The following is a 14,954-nucleotide window of genomic DNA, read 5'->3' as shown; positions in this document are numbered from 1 at the left end:
GTTTGTTCCTTCCTCCCTGAACGATACTGCGGCGCCCGGTGCGCCGCAGTGTATTTTATCCGAACGACAATCAGGTTCTGCGGCGCACCCGGATCGCGAGATAAGGCTGCGTCGGAAGTTCGACGCCGAAGGCGGCATCCGGCTTGCCCCCGCGGATGATGTCGCCGTGCCGGATCGTGTGCTGCTCGGGTGCCGTGACGACCTTGGCCGGTGTGACAGTCATGTTCCAAGTGTCGATGACATCCACATCATACGCGGCATCGTCTTTGGGCAGCCCAGTAGACCAGATGGACGGCTGATGCTCGCCCAAGTAGATGTAGCTGACATCGCCGTCTGCTGCGCCGGACACGCGACTCCAGGGCCACTCGCCCGAATGGCCACGCGGTGTCAGCCCGTCCTTGACGTCTTCTTCGAGCAGGTTTCGCAGGAACGCAATCCGCGCAGGCGCCTCTCCGTGCAGGACGCCACCCTTGGCCCACCAAAGGATTTCGTCGGGGTGCTGATAGGTTTCGCCGTGGCCGATATATCCGCCGCGCATCATTGTGATCCAGTAGCGGTGCACGAGTTCCTGCGGGGTAATATTGCCCCAGCATTGCAGGATATTGCCCTCGTATTCAGGTTCGTCGTTGACCACGGGCTTGCCATAGGTTTCGCGCCATTCGGCCGTGCGTTTTACGTCCCAGTTCTGGATGCAGGTATGGGTAACCCACGGTTTGCGGTGATCGTAATTGGCGTTAACATCGCCATTATGAATCGACGCGAGGTGCCAGTAAGGATCATTCTCTTCAATGATCTGGAAGTACCGATCCCACTGGTGCATGGGTTTGGAGTCGATCATGAAGTCATATTCATTCGCGAGCGACCACCATACATTACGATAGGCAGCTATACGCGCGGTCAGATAGGCGACATAACGGTAGTCCTGCTCTGCCGGCATGTTGGCGTGATCCCACCGGTCGTAGGGGTGGAAGATGATGATATCGGCCTCGATCCCCATGTCCGCCAGTCTGCCGATCTGGGTTTCGAAATGCCGAAAAGCGGCAAAGTTGGGCTCGTCAAAATTCCACTTCCCGTCGTCGTCGGGCATAAACACATCATGCAGGGGGGCGTTGGTATTATAGGGATAATCCTTTGGAAAGACCCCCATGCGGATCTTGTTGAATGGTGCTTCGGCCAGAGTTTGCAGCGTCTGTTCCTGAAGGTCGAGCGGCTGATGCGTCCAAGCGTAACAGGTCGTGCCGAACGGCATGTAAGATGTGCCGTCGGCATAGGCAAAGTGGAACTTGTTACGAACCTTCACGGGTCCACGGTTGTTCTTTCCCGGCGCGGTCGCGACGAACGAGCCGGTTTTGCCGTCCAGCGCGGGTGTCGCAGAGGCGGTTTCATAGGTCCAGTCGCCCTCGACATCGGGCATGAACCGGATCTTGTAGGTTCCTTCGCCGTCGTAGAAACCGGGTACCCGGACGACACGCTCCTTAAATCGGAAACTGGCCTCCAGGGCGACATCAATATAAGGGTTGCCTTCAGATGGCCCTGAAAGCGCCACTTCGAACATACCCCATTTTTCAATCACCTTGTCCGACATTGCAGCTCCTCCTCTGGCTTTTCCTCATTCGGCCGCAGTCGCGTCCACATGCTGGATGACATGAGTTGAAATTTTTAGCAACCATTTGATGTCGATTATTTTCGTTTACTCTTACCTTGCAGGCAATAACAGGCGTCAGCGCATCGATCAGTGCCGACGTACGTTCATCAGCAGCGTTAGGGGTGTGATAAACAGTAGTTTTCGCACATTCTAGCTCGGCCCTATGCATATTTAGTTACATTCTTGCGCCGAGGAAGGCAAAAATGCGCCGTCTCTGCCGCATAACTAGGTCTATAACGGCTTTTTTGGCTGATTTCTCATGTGGTAATCTAGAATATTAATTCGAAAGACGTAGACCTTGACAATAGATGATAGCAATGCAAACTTATCGAAAGTTAAAGTAAATAGCCCGCAGTGCGCGAGGTGCTTTGACGCCATCAATCTTGTCAGGGAGGGAACCAAGATCATGACACTCAGCAAAAAGTTAGGAACCTATGGACTCAGCGCGGCGCTCGCCGCCGTTGCGGTTCCGACGTCTGGCCTCGCCCAGACCGGCACGTCAGAGCCGGTGACCCTGACAATCACCACTACCAGCGGGAGCCAGCCAATCCTGTTCAACTGGGCCGCCGAGAGCTTTAAAGAAACCCATCCGCACGTCACCATCGAGGTGATCGATTACGCCGACGACTGGTATAACCAGAATGCGGTGCGGCTTTTCAATTCCAGCGACCGGCCCGATCTCGCGTTCTTCTGGTTGACGGGTTTCTATCACACCTTGGTTGATGCCGGTGTGCTGGAATCGCTTGACGACCTTTATATCGACGCCGGTTTCATGGACATCCTGCCGGAAAGCTCGCTCGACGTAGCAATGGCGTCGGACGGGTCGCGTTACGGCGTGTCAATGAGTTCGATCATGTCGCCGCTGCTGATGTACAACCGTACCGCTTTGGCCGAAGCGGGATTTGACGGCGAGCCGCAGACGATGGAAGAATTCATCGATATGGGCCCCGCATTGCGCGAAGCCGGCTATATTCCCTGGACTTCGGGCCTGGCGAACGCCAGCCAAGCGACACAGCTTTTCGACATCAACATCCGCCGCCATGTAGATGACGACACCTATGCGAAGCTGATCTCAAAAGAGATCATGGATTATACCAGCCCCGATATCGTCGCAGCTTTCACCACCATGCAGCGCATGGCGAATGAACTGATGGCCCCTGGTTCCGCCGGTGTAGAAGCGCTCGAAGCGCGAGGGCTGTTCGCTCAGGGCCGTGCTGCCTTTTTCAGCGACGGTTCCTGGAATCTCGGCGAACCGAACCTGCATGGTGAAATACCTGAAGGCTTCGACCTTGGCATCATGCCCTACCCCCCGGTTTCCGAAGGATCGAATTACACCCAAGGACTTTATGACGCAAACGGCTTGGTGATTCCGAAGGATTCCAACAACCTGGAGCTCGCGAAAGAGTTCATCACGCATATGCTCAGCTATGATGTCCAGCGCGGCATGGGTGTGGTCAATGCGCAAACGCCGATCCGAACCGACATCACCGCAGAAGATCTTGATTCTTATCACCCCGATATTGCAGCGATCTATCAGCGGGGAATCCAGATGGGGAACCACCGTCTGTTCAACACGATCATGCCAGGCGCATATCGCCCCGCAGCAACACAGCTGATCCAGGGTCTTGTCGGTGGACAACTGACCCCTGAGCAATTCGCCGAGGAGTTCACCGCCATGGTCGCGTCGATCCACTGACCTGACTGCTGCCAATGAAGAAAGGCGCCCGCGTGCGCCTTTCCTTGACCTTGCGATCCGTTCATTCCCTGGAGCCAGCCAATGACCCGTTTTGAATCCGATACGGTCGGTCCAAGCACCACTGTTAGGCGGCCGGCGCCGGCCCGTAAAATATCCCCACCCCCCAGCCTCAGGTCGAGAATACTGGCGCATCGCGCCGCCTATGTTTTCATCTTCCCGTCGATCATATTGATGATGCTGTTCATGATCGTGCCGTTGGTTCATTCCATCGTGATGAGCTTTCACAATTGGAACGGGATCACGCAGCCGGACTATGTCGGATTGGCTAACTACGAACGCTTGTTCAATGACCGTAGGTTCGTCGGCGCCATCCGTAATAACATGCTCTTTCTCGTGCTTTTCACCAGCATGACGATCATTCTGGGCTTCCTTTCGGCTGTCGCGATCTCGCGGCGCATGAAAGGCTGGCAGTTCTACCGCTTTGCGTTTTTCGTGCCCTATATCCTCGTGACCGCAGTCATCGCCGTGTTGTGGGGGCAGATCTACGAGCCGTCTTTCGGCTTTCTGAACACCGCGCTAAGGTCTGTCGGTCTGCAAAGCTGGGAACAGCTCTGGCTGGGAAATCACAACATTACAATGTATTCGATCGTGACGATAGCGATCTGGCAGATCAGCGGTTTCACAATGCTGCTTTATCTCGCCGCGATGGAAGGCATCGATCAGGAAATCCACGATGCGGCGACCATCGACGGGGTGAATGCCTGGCAGCGCTGCGTGTATATAATCGCGCCGATGGTCAAGCAGATCACATTTGTCCTTATCATGCTGCAGATCATCGCGTCGTTGAAGACATTCGACTTGATCTGGGTGCTGACGAAGGGGGGTCCTTTCTATGCCTCGGAGGTGATGGGCACCTATCTTTACCGTGCTGCTTTTGAACAACAACAGTTTGGCTATGCCTCAGCCGTCGCAGTCGTCATGACCGTGATCGTGATGGCCGTGACCATCGTCTATCTGGCCTTAACGAACCTGCCGGGCAAGAAATGAAAGGACAATCCATGAGCCGTATTTTCGGGCTTTCGATCGGCTACTTTGGCCTTTTAATCTGGTCCGCGCTGGTTTTCCTGCCACTAATCTTCATGTTCCTGTCATCATTCAAGACGCATGGAGAGATCCTGCGCACACCCTTTAGCTTGCCCAGCCAAGTTCAGATCGAGAACTACATCAATGCGATGGTCAACAGCACCATCGGGGTCAGCTTCGTGAACAGTGTGATTGTCACGGGGGGGTCACTGATCCTTGTCGTCGCACTGTCGCTGACTTGCGGCTATGCATTGTCGCGGTTCCGGTTTCCGGGAAACAAGCTGCTGCTGCTGGGGCTTGTCGCGCTCTTGACCCTCCCGGTCCATGCGCTTGTCGTCCCGGTTTATTACTTCATGGATATGTTCAACCTGCGCAACGACAGGATTGGCCTGATCATGCTCTATACTGCGTTTCACCTCCCTGTCAGTATCATCATCATGCGCGCCTATTTCGAAAGCCTGCCAAAAGCCGTGGAAGAGGCCGCCCAATTGGACGGATGCGGCGTGTGGGGCGTGTTCTGGTATGTTGCAATACCACTCTCTAAGGCCTCGATCGCGACAGTCGCCATCATCAATGTCGTCGGAATTTGGAGTGAGTATCTCTTCGCGTCAGTGCTCATGACCAATCCGGCCGCTCGCACGCTCCCGGTGTCCGTCGCAGCCTTGGGGACCGGTGAAGGCGGCGTAGACCTGGGTCTGCGCTTCGCGGGGCTCAGTATCGCAACGATACCCGTACTGTTGCTGTATTTTGCCTTCTCGCGCCAGATCATGAAGGGAATTGCAGCAGGAGCGGTCAAGTAACTGCGCCGCGCTGCAACGACTGAAACAGCAGCAGGATCATCCGCCACATGTTCATGGATCACATCGAGCGCCAGCAGCGGATGGCGCAGATGATAGAAGACCCCCATGAACAGCACGAGGTCGAAGCGTTCGCGCAGGCTGGAGATGTCGTAAACCGACATCTGGCGCACGTCGACATCCTGACCGGCGGCGTCGATGACAAAGGCTGCCTGCCGCAGGTAATGCGGGGCACTGTCGATGCTCAGCTCCCGGCCCGTGCCGCTTCATTTCGACCGCGAAGAACCCTGCGTTGCAGCCGATATCCATCAGGCTGCGGCCTTCCAGATCGTCCTGCAGCACATCGCGGAAGCCTTCACATTTTTGGCGGGGATAATCGCCCAGGAAATGATCGGGCGCAGGGTCTATGCGCCGGATACTGAGGTTGTGAACCCACGGTCCGAGCGCTGCGATTTCGCTCCGGATCTGGTTTTGTGTCGTCGTTAATCGTGGCTTGCGCACACACGCGCGTGAGGGCAGGTGTGTCCTGCACGGCAACGATAATATTCTGTGCGTTTTTAACCGCAACGTGTCCGATCTCAAGGCATCACCCCTGCGGTACACCAAGATATTCCTACCGCCTGAGAACCTGCGGCGGCACGACAAGATCACGTCACCTTCTCGCCCAGCGTATGCTCGATCCAGAGCTTTTGAACCGAGATCATTGCGACAACGGTAAGCGGTGCAGCAAGGATCAGACCGACCAGGCCAAAGAGAAGGCTAAGCAACACCTGCACCGCGATAAGCAGCGCTGGCGCAAGATTGACGGCTTTGTGTTGGATCATCGGCACGATAATACTGCCCTCGACATTCTGGATCACGATATAACCGGCCAGCACGATTAGCCCCGTCTGCATCCCCTCTGCGAAACTCACCGCGACAATCGGCACAGTGGCAATCAGCGGGCCGATAAAGGGAATGAAGGTCAGTAACGCGGTCAGCACTGCAAGTGCAAACCAAAGATCGATGCCCATCAAGAACAACCCGAGCCCAACGGTGACGCCGAGCAGGGCCATCGAAGCAAGCTGCCCGAGAAACCACCAGCGCAGACCGTGCGCGAGGGCAGACAGCGTGTCTTCTGCCACATAGCGCCGCACAGGTGGCACCAGCCGTACCAGACCGCCGCGGTACAGGTTCGGACTAGCTGCAATAAAGAGCGTCATGACAATCAGGATGATGATATTCGAGATCGCGCCAGCGGCTCCCATGCCGAAAGTTGTGACATACCCGGCCACATCCCCTGCCGTACCGGCAAGATCACCGCCATCCTCGTTCATCTGTTCGAGATACTCGGTGGCACCCAGGTCGGCGAGCCATTCACGCGCGCGTTCCACAAAGCTGATGACGGTCTCGCTGATCTCCTGAAATTGCTGCACCAGTCGCCGTGCCGTCAGTACGATTGCCCCGATGACCAGCGCAAAGAGGCCTGCCACGACGATCACGATGTTCCAGCCTCGCGAAACCGGCAAATGCCGCGCCATTGCGCGCGCCGCGCCATCCAGCCCGACGGCGATCAATACAGCGGCAAAGACAAGTAGAAGAACATCTGCAATGAGGTAACTCAGGGTAAGAAGCCCGGCCGTGAGAAGGACCGTCCCCGCTGTGATCCGGCTATGCTGTTCCATCTGTCACCCTGTATTGTTCTGACTGAACCATTATTGGAACGGCTGCGGCCCGATCAAGTTCCCTTGATCGTCCATGCGCGCCAATTCACAGAGGCCTCAGGCGGCAATCGCGCGCCCCCGCGGGCGTGACGCTTTCGGCGGGCTATGTTTCGTGATGCCTATGCCGGGCGCAGTGCCTCACAAATGCGGCGATCCCGAAGGTGATGAACGGGTCAAGCCCGCAAGACCCCTTCGCGCGGGCCTGTCAGAATCTGCAGGCATCCGGCGACCGCGTTCGATGCCGGTTATTTTCCCTAGCGAGCGCATGATCTATGAACAACGATGCATGGCAACCAGCCACCCCGTTGGGATCGTGTTTTAACGCTGACGGCTATTATGGCGATGATATTGGCACCGCCATAATAGCCAGTCGTGATGTTAATGACATCAAATTTGAACTAAAAATTTTTACACTCGTTCACGTAGGCAGGATCGTTCACCATTCGAAATATGTGATGAAATTAGCTGAACTTTTCTTATAGTAAACATCCTCAAAAGTATACATAAAAGAAGATATTTGCTTATTTTTGCCTAATTAAAGACATCGTTGTGCCTTATTTGCGACATTCGCGAGCACGCTGTGTATATCGCGCGCTGCAATGGCAGTCGGATCGCGTGCCCTGAGTTTACCGGCCGCAGGAGCGGAACAACGACAATTCCCGCACAGCGCGGCGAATAAAGCTGCCCGTGACGGCGCAGTTACTAGCGCCTTGAATTGGCCTTATTATCTTCTTACCCAACCGTGGACAGCACGCCGGACCTGATTAATCCCGTCGCGGCTCAAAATTTTTCCTGGGGCCTTGGAAGAGGACACTTGAACCCAAAGGTCTATGTTCATGCGTCAAAATAGACGAGAATCTCTTTCCGGACAAATCGTTGGTTCCATCATTATCTTCTTTGCAGCTTGGGTGCTGAGCCTTTTGCTTGTCGGTCACAATGCGATCAGTCTGACTGACACGACCGCCGCTGAAAGACAGGAACGGTTCGTGACGCGCAATCTGGCTGCCGAAATCGACGGTCTTCCCAAAGAACAACAAAGCGCGACGGTCTGGGACGAAGCGGTTCTTAGAACGCAGATCCGCGATTACGACTGGATGGATGAAAACCTTGGCACCTGGATGCAGACCTACTTTGGGCACAACGAAAATTATGTTCTGGATGCGTCAGACCAGCCGTTTTTCGCGACGATTGGAGAAGCGCGCGCTTCACCCGACACGTATGACGACCGTGCCGTGCTTCTTGCGCCGCTTGTGGCACAGCTTCGTTTGGACATTGCCGCATTGAGCCATGGTCTGGAAAACGCCTATGAAGAGTTGGTAGAAGCAGCCGTCGTGACACCCCTATTGTTTGATACCGGGGCGGCCATCGTAAGCATCGTTCCCATCATTCCCAATAGCGGAACGGTCGATCAGACGCCGGGGACGGAGTCGCTTCATGTGGCGATCCGCTATATGGATATGGCTCTGGCCCAAGAAATTGGTGAGGCTGTCGAGCTTCAGAAGGTCGCGTTCACGCCCGCCCGTCCCGAAAGCGGGCGGGCGGGCGTACCTGTGATGGATTCGTCCGGCACGCCCATCGCCTGGCTGATCTGGGAGCCGGAGCGCCCGGGAATGAAACTGCTGATGAGCCTGTTGCCGTTACTGCTGGCAAGTCTGGTGGCAATCGTGCTTTTGCTAAGGTGGCTGGTTCAGCGTCTGAAGCGGGTTTCTGAACAGTTGCAGGTCAGCGAGGAGCGGCTGCAGCAATCCCATAAACTTGAAGCAGTCGGACAGCTGACCGGTGGCATCGCGCATGATTTCAACAACCTGTTGACGATCATCATGGGGAATACCGAAATCATACAGGAGAAGCTTGATCCGCAGCACCCTTTGCGCCGATACGCCGACAACAGCGCCAAGGCTGCGGATCGTGCGGCGGAACTGACAAGCCGGCTGTTGGCATTCTCGCGCAAGCAAGCGCTCCAGCCACAAGTCGTCGACGCAAACCTCGTGCTTGCGGAAATGGCAGGTATGTTGAGACGCACCCTGAGCGAAGATATCGCGATCAGCATTTTGCCCGCACAGGGTTTGTGGCGCACAGAGGTGGACATCGGGCAGTTTGAAGCGGCGATTCTGAATCTTGCGATCAATTCCCGTGATGCGATGACCGGGGGTGGCACCCTTACCATAGAGACGGCAAATGTGTTTCTGGACAAGACCTTCGTCGCGACCGAACCGGGTTTGGCGGCGGGTGACTATGTCCTGATCGCGGTCGCGGATACAGGACATGGTATTCCGAAAAGCCATATCGCGCGAGTGTTCGAACCCTTCTTTACCACAAAGGCTGTCGGGAAAGGCACGGGTCTGGGGCTGAGCATGGTTTACGGTTTCGTCAAGCAGACTGGCGGCCATATCTCTGTTTCTTCGGAAGAAGGCGACGGGACGCTGATAAAACTATATTTTCCTCGCCATGATGGTGACGCGGACGCGCTGGAGGTGGCATCCGTCAAAAGCCATGTTCAGCACGGAAGAGAAACCATCCTGATTGTCGAGGATGACGGTCTGATCCTGCAGCAACTTGCGGCGCAGTTGGCCGATCTGAATTATGACGTTTTGGCTGCGCCATCAGGCGCACCGGCCCTTGCCATGCTGCGTGAGAGACCTGACATTGCCCTTTTGCTGACCGATGTGGTGCTTCCAGGTGGCATGAATGGCCAGCAGGTTGCAGAAGCCGCGCGTGCGATCAATCCGAGCCTCAGGGTACTCTACACCTCCGGCTATTCCGAAAATGCGCTCATCCATCATGGACGTCTCGACCACGGCGTGGAGTTATTGAGCAAGCCATACCGACGATCCGAACTTGCCGCGAAAATTCGCAAAGTTATGGACGCATCGGTATCTGATTAAGCACGGTATCTACGCCGATCAAAATTTTGGAACTGCTATTTTTCGTTAAATCAGACCAGTTACGCTGCTGAGCAAGGAAAGCGTCGACGCGCCAATTCACTTATCGTACAGCATCGCCGCGCGCTTTTATCCCGTGAACGACAAGCTCACAGGTTCGGCGAAGCGCTGGCCGCACCTGTCAGTTACCGGAACCTTCCTCGGGCTGCTGGTGCTTCATACCGTCGAAATTCTATATTTTGCCGGTGCCTACCGCATGCTGTTGTCATGGGAGGCAGTGGGCTTGCTTAGCGCGCGGCGCAGGACGATGGTCTGCAATGCTATAGGCGTCGCCGGAACCGGTATCGCTGTATTCTCGATCAAGCGCGCCATGTTGGACGGGGGTGTTGCCGTGATTCATGAGCGGGAGTGCGCCGTTCTGCGTCCTTGATCAAGGCCCTGCTTCTGATCAGCTTGTCGGCCTTTTAAGCACGAGTCAGACGATGCCATGGACACAAACTGCTGGAACACCTTGTCGCGCGATCAGTTGGGAGGCGATAGGAAACGGAAGGGCAGCATGATGACCGAGCAAAAAGATCACAACCCGCGTGCGGCAACCAAAGCGGACAAAACGCTAACAACCCGGCAAGGCCATCCGGTCACTGACAACCAGTCCCAGCGGACAGTCGGCAGACGCGGCCCTGCCACGCTGGAGAATTATCATTTCCTCGAAAAGATATCCCATTTTGACCGCGAACGTAGTCCTGAGAGGGTTGTGCATGCCAGAGGGTTTGTCTGCTATGGCGAATTCGAAGCGACGGGCATGATCGGCGAGGAACCGGCATCGACTTACACGCGTGCCAAGCTGTTTCAACAAAAGGGCAAAATCACTCCTCTTGCGATCCGCTTCTCGACGGTCATCGGTGGGCGCGACTCGTCCGAGGTGGTGCGCGACCCACGCGGGTTTGCCGTGAAATTCTATACCGAAGACGGGAACTGGGATCTTGTCGGAAATAATCTTGCGATCTTTTTCATCCGTGATGCGATCAAGTTTCCCGACGTCATCCATTCGCTCAAACCCGATCCTGTCACCTTCCGGCAGGAACCAAACCGCATTTTTGACTTCATGAGCCAGACGCCGGAATCGATGCACATGCTGACGCATCTGTTTTCACCGCGCGGCATTCCTGCCAGTTATCGGCACATGGAAGGGTTCGGCGTGAACACCTACAAGATGGTCAATGCGGGCGGCGATACCGTGCTGGTCAAATATCATTTCCACCCGCGCCAAGGCGTCGCCAGTCTGAGCGCCGATGAGGCGGCAAAAGTGCAGGCACAGGATCTGGGGTCGGCGTCCAAGGATCTGTTTACCGCGATCGAGACAGGCGACTATCCGCAGTGGGATATGTATGTGCAGATCATGGAAGATCACGCACATCCCGAACTGGATTGGGATCCGCTAGATGACACCAAGATCTGGCCCGAGAAGGATTTTCCACTTCGCCATGTCGGTACCATGACGCTCAACCGCAACGTCGAGGATTTCTTCAACGAAAACGAACAGATCGCCATGGGCACAGGCGTCCTCGTCGACGGGCTGGACTTTTCCGATGACAAGATGCTTGTCGGACGCACGTTTTCCTATTCTGATACGCAACGCCACAGGGTGGGCACGAACTATCTGCAATTGCCGGTAAACCGACCCAAAGGCAGCAGCGTCGCGACGAACCAGTCAGGCGGCCAGATGTCGTTTCACCGCGACCTGGCACCGGGACAGAACCCGGCGGTCAACTATGAGCCGTCGTTGCACGGCGGCTTGGAAGAAGCAGAGCGCCAACCCAATAACCCGCCGGAAATCACGGGACACCTGACCCGCGATGTCATCGAACGGCGCAATGACTACGTGCAGGCACGCGCGCGTTACTGCACTATGATGGACTGGGAAAGGGATGATCTTGTGCACAACATGGGCACGCTTCTGGGTGATTGCGAAGCAGACGTGCAAAGGCGCATGATCTGGCATTTCTTGTTGGTCCACGATGATTATGGCAGACGCGTCGGCGACATGATCGGCATCACGCAGGATGAGGTGCGCAATCTTGGTCCCTTGCCCGATCAGGTACTGACAGACGAGGATCAGCAACGCTTGGCCAGTCTTGGTAATAATGGGGACCAGATCGACGATACCGTCTGGGGTCAGTGGACAAGTTCCGTCAAAAACCACCAAGCAACGGCAGAAGACGTCCTGTCGGGAAAGGTGCCGTCGCTGCATGGCCGATAAGGTGTCATCCGGGTCGTGTGGCACCGCCCGGATGTCGTAGCACCCCATCAGGTCAGGTCAGCCTGCGTCTCTCATGCACGCTGGGACCGCTGCCAGCGTCGTGCCGACGTTTGTTCCGGCCAAGCGCGATCGCGGCATCGAATGTTAATGTCATATTAGTCATTTTCCTGGTTCCCTTGGCCTATCCGATAGAAAAACCGGATCATCGCGTCACTCGCGTCCGGCCCTTTCGGGTCGGTATATGACCCACCGGGCTGACCACCGGACCATGCGTGACCCAGCCCCTGGACGACCCAATGCTCAATCTCGATCGCGCCGTTCATCTGCGCGATGCTTGTCCGCGAAAAAGATCGCCCTGATGCCACGCCTTGTTTTGTGGTTTCGATCAATTGCCCCTCAGCCGTATTCACCACGGTTCGCGTGATCCTTTCGCTGTTGGACGGATGCACGGTCGTATCCGCCGTGCCGTGAAACACGATGGTGCGGACGGGCTTGCCGCTGGATTGCGACGCTGGACTGTTCTGTCCGTTTCCAGCCATTGCAGCAAAGGCAGAAGGGACATCCCTGGCCGCACCATAGGGCAGGCCCGAATGGGCACCGACAGCAGCAAATACCTCCGCATACGTCTCGCCCAGGATAACCGCCATCGCAGCGCCCGCAGACAATCCGGCGACAAAGCAGGCTTCGCGTGACACGTCGAAATCTTTCATGAGCTGTTGCGCCAGCCCGGCAAGGATCGCCGGTTCGCCCCGGCCGCGTCGTTGATCGCCGCGCCTGAACCAGTTCCAACAGGATTGCGCGTTCTCGCCGCGCGATTGCTGCGGATAGACCACGACAAAACCGTGATCTTCGGCCAAAGTGTTCATATTGGTCCCGGCCGCGAAATCCTCGGCTGTCTGCGTGCATCCGTGCAGCATCATGACGATACCTGTTACGCCTTTTGATGCAGTCGCCGGGACATAAAGCCTGTAGGCGCGGCTGCCTGCATCGCACTTAAATATTTCCTGCCGAAACACTGCCCCTTCCCGAAGCGGGACCGGCGTTGCGTTGTAATGGCCGGGCCGGTTTGCAAATCCGTTCGGCAGTCCACCCGATAACGGAAAGGCGTGCGCCAGGCTTTGCTGTTGCGTGCTATCTGCCGACAGCAGCCCATGCTGGGATAATGTCCGTTGCACCAGATCATTGGCAGCGGCAAGGCGCGCAGCGTAGGCTTCACCTGTCGCCGGGCGCTGTGCGCCGACGTTAAATCTAATCATTTGGGTAGTCCTTGTTTGAGAGTGCGCCGCACCTTAGCGGATACGATCGGAGAGAGCCTTTTTGACTTCAGCGCTGGCTTGCAAAGCGCCCAACACGGTGATCGAGCCGATGGTTGCCAAGGCAAGCTCCGGCGTGACATCGGAATCTATACGCGCAAGACCGACAACCCTGACGTGAAGTATTTCGCCCGCAGCTTGCAGTGCCTCCAGATTGGCGCGTGAGTAATCCCGCAGGCCCAACTCCATTGTATGCCGTTCGATCGTCTTTGTGACGGCCTCGCCATGGGTGTCGAGTTGATTTCGGATCGCTGTCCGGATGAAGTCACTCCGGTTAGAGTAAAACCCTTCCTGCACCAGCAGGTCGATCCGCCCGAGGTCCACATAGCCAAGGTTGATCGTGATTTTTTCACTATCGTTTGACTTGTCACGCAGCAGTCTGACATTGCCCATCAGCATTTCTCCATCTGTATGGATGGTATATGGATGTTTTAATAAATTATGCAAGTGCCAAATTGAAGACGACCCGGCCGGTCATATGCAGGCGCGTGTGCTTGTGGAACAATCGCGGCGCGTTCCTGTTGGAATAGCCCAAGAGGCTGAACATGCGACAATCCTGGTACTTACAACGTTGCGGCGCGGGCAACCTACGATGAGGGATATTGATATGAGTCGCCGCAACCTCGCTTTTGGTGCCCTTGCGGGGATATCGGCCACTATGGCCATGACCCTGGCGATGCGAAACCTGTACCGGTTCCTGCCACCTGGTCACAGATTATGTCACCCTGAGAGGCGCGGGCCGCGAAGTCGAAATCGGGGCGTTCCTGAGCGAAGCCGAGCGACGGCATCTTTTCGACGACCTGAACAGACGGCTGGGTGCTTCATGCAGATAGCGTCCGGGTGAAAGCCGTCCGGCTCAGGACAGCACCCCAAATGAAACCGGAGACCGCTTTCATGCAGACATATAGCCATCTTTGTTATCCGACGGGTATCACCGATGACCAGCACTGACCCGTGGGACTGCATCATCGTCGGTGGCGGGCCAGCGGGGTCGACTGCGGCCATTTACCTTGCCCGCTTCCTGCGCAGTGTCTTGTTGGTGGACGCAGGTGACAGTCGCGCCGCGCTGATCCCCCGGTCGCATAATCATCCCGGTCAGCACGGCGGCATCCACGGCGCGGCATTGCTGTCGCATATGCGGCAGCAGGCACAAGACCTCCGCATGCCATTTCTGGAGGCGACGGTCACCGGCATGAGGCAATTTCCGCAGGGCGTTTGGCTGGCGTGCGCGATCGCGTGCCGCCGGTCCCCGAAGCCCTGCAGCATGTCCATGAGGGACTGACCCGCCAGTGTCCGGTCTGTAGCAGTCAACGGTCGCCGGGGTTTATGGCGCCGGCGATGTCTTGACAGGGCTGAATCAGATCGCGGTCGCCATGGCACAGGGCGAAATTGCGGCGACTGACATTCACAATCGGCTGGGCCTGCGCCCGGATCGCAGGCTGACCTGATCGGATGTATTCTGCAACTGTCCTCGACAAGCTCGCCATTGCGCCATCGCGGACCGGTCGTCCCCTTGTCGTGGAACCACCGGGTTGCAGGGCTGTTGTATTCTGACAACGGATAAGCGGTATCGGA

At 56.4% G+C, this 14,954-nt stretch carries 12 protein-coding genes and 1 pseudogene; 9 read left to right on the top strand and 4 right to left on the bottom strand.

Features of this window, described 5'->3' with window-relative positions; translation table 11 throughout:
• Window positions 1-70: 70 nt before the first annotated feature.
• Window positions 71-1,585, bottom strand: a complete 1,515-nt coding sequence (locus ACK4TM_RS02330) for a DUF5060 domain-containing protein (RefSeq protein ID WP_409696117.1) — start codon at window positions 1,583-1,585, stop codon at window positions 71-73.
• A gap of 466 nt (window positions 1,586-2,051) precedes the next feature.
• Here ACK4TM_RS02330 and ACK4TM_RS02325 point away from each other — a divergent pair, with 466 nt between their 5' ends.
• The 4 genes from ACK4TM_RS02325 to ACK4TM_RS02310 all read left to right on the top strand — a co-directional run bounded on the left by ACK4TM_RS02325 (window position 2,052) and on the right by ACK4TM_RS02310 (window position 5,643).
• Complete coding sequence (locus tag ACK4TM_RS02325) at window positions 2,052-3,341, top strand: ABC transporter substrate-binding protein (protein WP_409696114.1); 1,290 nt, start codon at window positions 2,052-2,054, stop codon at window positions 3,339-3,341.
• A gap of 231 nt (window positions 3,342-3,572) precedes the next feature.
• Window positions 3,573-4,388 (top strand): carbohydrate ABC transporter permease, encoded by an 816-nt coding sequence (locus ACK4TM_RS02320; protein WP_409696111.1) that lies wholly within the window; start codon window positions 3,573-3,575, stop codon window positions 4,386-4,388.
• An 11-nt stretch (window positions 4,389-4,399) separates the two neighbouring features.
• Window positions 4,400-5,224, top strand: a complete 825-nt coding sequence (locus tag ACK4TM_RS02315; RefSeq protein ID WP_409696108.1) for a carbohydrate ABC transporter permease — start codon at window positions 4,400-4,402, stop codon at window positions 5,222-5,224.
• 47 nt (window positions 5,225-5,271) lie between these two features.
• Window positions 5,272-5,643 (top strand): hypothetical protein, encoded by a 372-nt coding sequence (locus tag ACK4TM_RS02310; protein WP_409696105.1) that lies wholly within the window; start codon window positions 5,272-5,274, stop codon window positions 5,641-5,643.
• 225 nt (window positions 5,644-5,868) lie between these two features.
• On the opposite strand, the gene ACK4TM_RS02305 is transcribed toward ACK4TM_RS02310, so the two are convergent.
• A complete protein-coding gene (locus tag ACK4TM_RS02305) occupies window positions 5,869-6,885 on the bottom strand; it encodes an AI-2E family transporter (protein WP_409696102.1) in 1,017 nt (338 codons plus the stop codon).
• A gap of 869 nt (window positions 6,886-7,754) precedes the next feature.
• Here ACK4TM_RS02305 and ACK4TM_RS02300 point away from each other — a divergent pair.
• The 3 genes from ACK4TM_RS02300 to ACK4TM_RS02290 all read left to right on the top strand — a co-directional run bounded on the left by ACK4TM_RS02300 (window position 7,755) and on the right by ACK4TM_RS02290 (window position 12,066).
• A complete protein-coding gene (locus ACK4TM_RS02300; protein ID WP_409696099.1) occupies window positions 7,755-9,809 on the top strand; it encodes an ATP-binding protein in 2,055 nt (684 codons plus the stop codon).
• A 133-nt stretch (window positions 9,810-9,942) separates the two neighbouring features.
• Window positions 9,943-10,236, top strand: a complete 294-nt coding sequence (locus ACK4TM_RS02295) for a hypothetical protein (RefSeq protein WP_409696096.1) — start codon at window positions 9,943-9,945, stop codon at window positions 10,234-10,236.
• Window positions 10,237-10,365: 129 nt separating this feature from the next.
• The gene (locus ACK4TM_RS02290; RefSeq protein WP_409696093.1) at window positions 10,366-12,066 is read left to right on the top strand and encodes a catalase; all 1,701 of its coding nucleotides are present in this window, start codon (window positions 10,366-10,368) and stop codon (window positions 12,064-12,066) included.
• 155 nt (window positions 12,067-12,221) lie between these two features.
• On the opposite strand, the gene ACK4TM_RS02285 is transcribed toward ACK4TM_RS02290, so the two are convergent.
• Both ACK4TM_RS02285 and ACK4TM_RS02280 read right to left on the bottom strand, forming a co-directional pair.
• Window positions 12,222-13,322 (bottom strand): alpha/beta hydrolase family esterase, encoded by a 1,101-nt coding sequence (locus tag ACK4TM_RS02285; RefSeq protein WP_409696090.1) that lies wholly within the window; start codon window positions 13,320-13,322, stop codon window positions 12,222-12,224.
• A 33-nt stretch (window positions 13,323-13,355) separates the two neighbouring features.
• Window positions 13,356-13,772, bottom strand: a complete 417-nt coding sequence (locus tag ACK4TM_RS02280) for a CopG family transcriptional regulator (protein ID WP_409696087.1) — start codon at window positions 13,770-13,772, stop codon at window positions 13,356-13,358.
• A 314-nt stretch (window positions 13,773-14,086) separates the two neighbouring features.
• Here ACK4TM_RS02280 and ACK4TM_RS02275 point away from each other — a divergent pair.
• Window positions 14,087-14,212, top strand: a pseudogene (locus tag ACK4TM_RS02275) (DUF2244 domain-containing protein); the annotation flags it as partial.
• A gap of 104 nt (window positions 14,213-14,316) precedes the next feature.
• Window positions 14,317-14,661, top strand: coding sequence for an NAD(P)-binding protein (locus ACK4TM_RS02270; RefSeq protein ID WP_409696084.1), 345 nt, complete (start codon window positions 14,317-14,319; stop codon window positions 14,659-14,661).
• Window positions 14,662-14,954: the final 293 nt, after the last annotated feature.

The sequence above is a fragment of the Yoonia sp. genome (assembly GCF_046292185.1).
Classification (GTDB): domain Bacteria; phylum Pseudomonadota; class Alphaproteobacteria; order Rhodobacterales; family Rhodobacteraceae; genus Yoonia.
This window is presented reverse-complemented; position numbering and strand designations above follow the sequence as displayed.

Bases quoted from the DNA above. Each gene is read 5' to 3' on its own strand.
- ACK4TM_RS02330 (WP_409696117.1), bottom strand. From the start codon at position 1,585: ATGTCGGACAAGGTGATTGAAAAATGGGGTATGTTCGAAGTGGCGCTT.
- ACK4TM_RS02325 (WP_409696114.1), top strand. From the start codon at position 2,052: ATGACACTCAGCAAAAAGTTAGGAACCTATGGACTCAGCGCGGCGCTC.
- ACK4TM_RS02320 (WP_409696111.1), top strand. From the start codon at position 3,573: ATGATGCTGTTCATGATCGTGCCGTTGGTTCATTCCATCGTGATGAGC.
- ACK4TM_RS02315 (WP_409696108.1), top strand. From the start codon at position 4,400: ATGAGCCGTATTTTCGGGCTTTCGATCGGCTACTTTGGCCTTTTAATC.
- ACK4TM_RS02310 (WP_409696105.1), top strand. From the start codon at position 5,272: ATGTTCATGGATCACATCGAGCGCCAGCAGCGGATGGCGCAGATGATA.
- ACK4TM_RS02305 (WP_409696102.1), bottom strand. From the start codon at position 6,885: ATGGAACAGCATAGCCGGATCACAGCGGGGACGGTCCTTCTCACGGCC.
- ACK4TM_RS02300 (WP_409696099.1), top strand. From the start codon at position 7,755: ATGTTCATGCGTCAAAATAGACGAGAATCTCTTTCCGGACAAATCGTT.
- ACK4TM_RS02290 (WP_409696093.1), top strand. From the start codon at position 10,366: ATGACCGAGCAAAAAGATCACAACCCGCGTGCGGCAACCAAAGCGGAC.
- ACK4TM_RS02285 (WP_409696090.1), bottom strand. From the start codon at position 13,322: ATGATTAGATTTAACGTCGGCGCACAGCGCCCGGCGACAGGTGAAGCC.
- ACK4TM_RS02280 (WP_409696087.1), bottom strand. From the start codon at position 13,772: ATGGGCAATGTCAGACTGCTGCGTGACAAGTCAAACGATAGTGAAAAA.
- ACK4TM_RS02270 (WP_409696084.1), top strand. From the start codon at position 14,317: ATGACCAGCACTGACCCGTGGGACTGCATCATCGTCGGTGGCGGGCCA.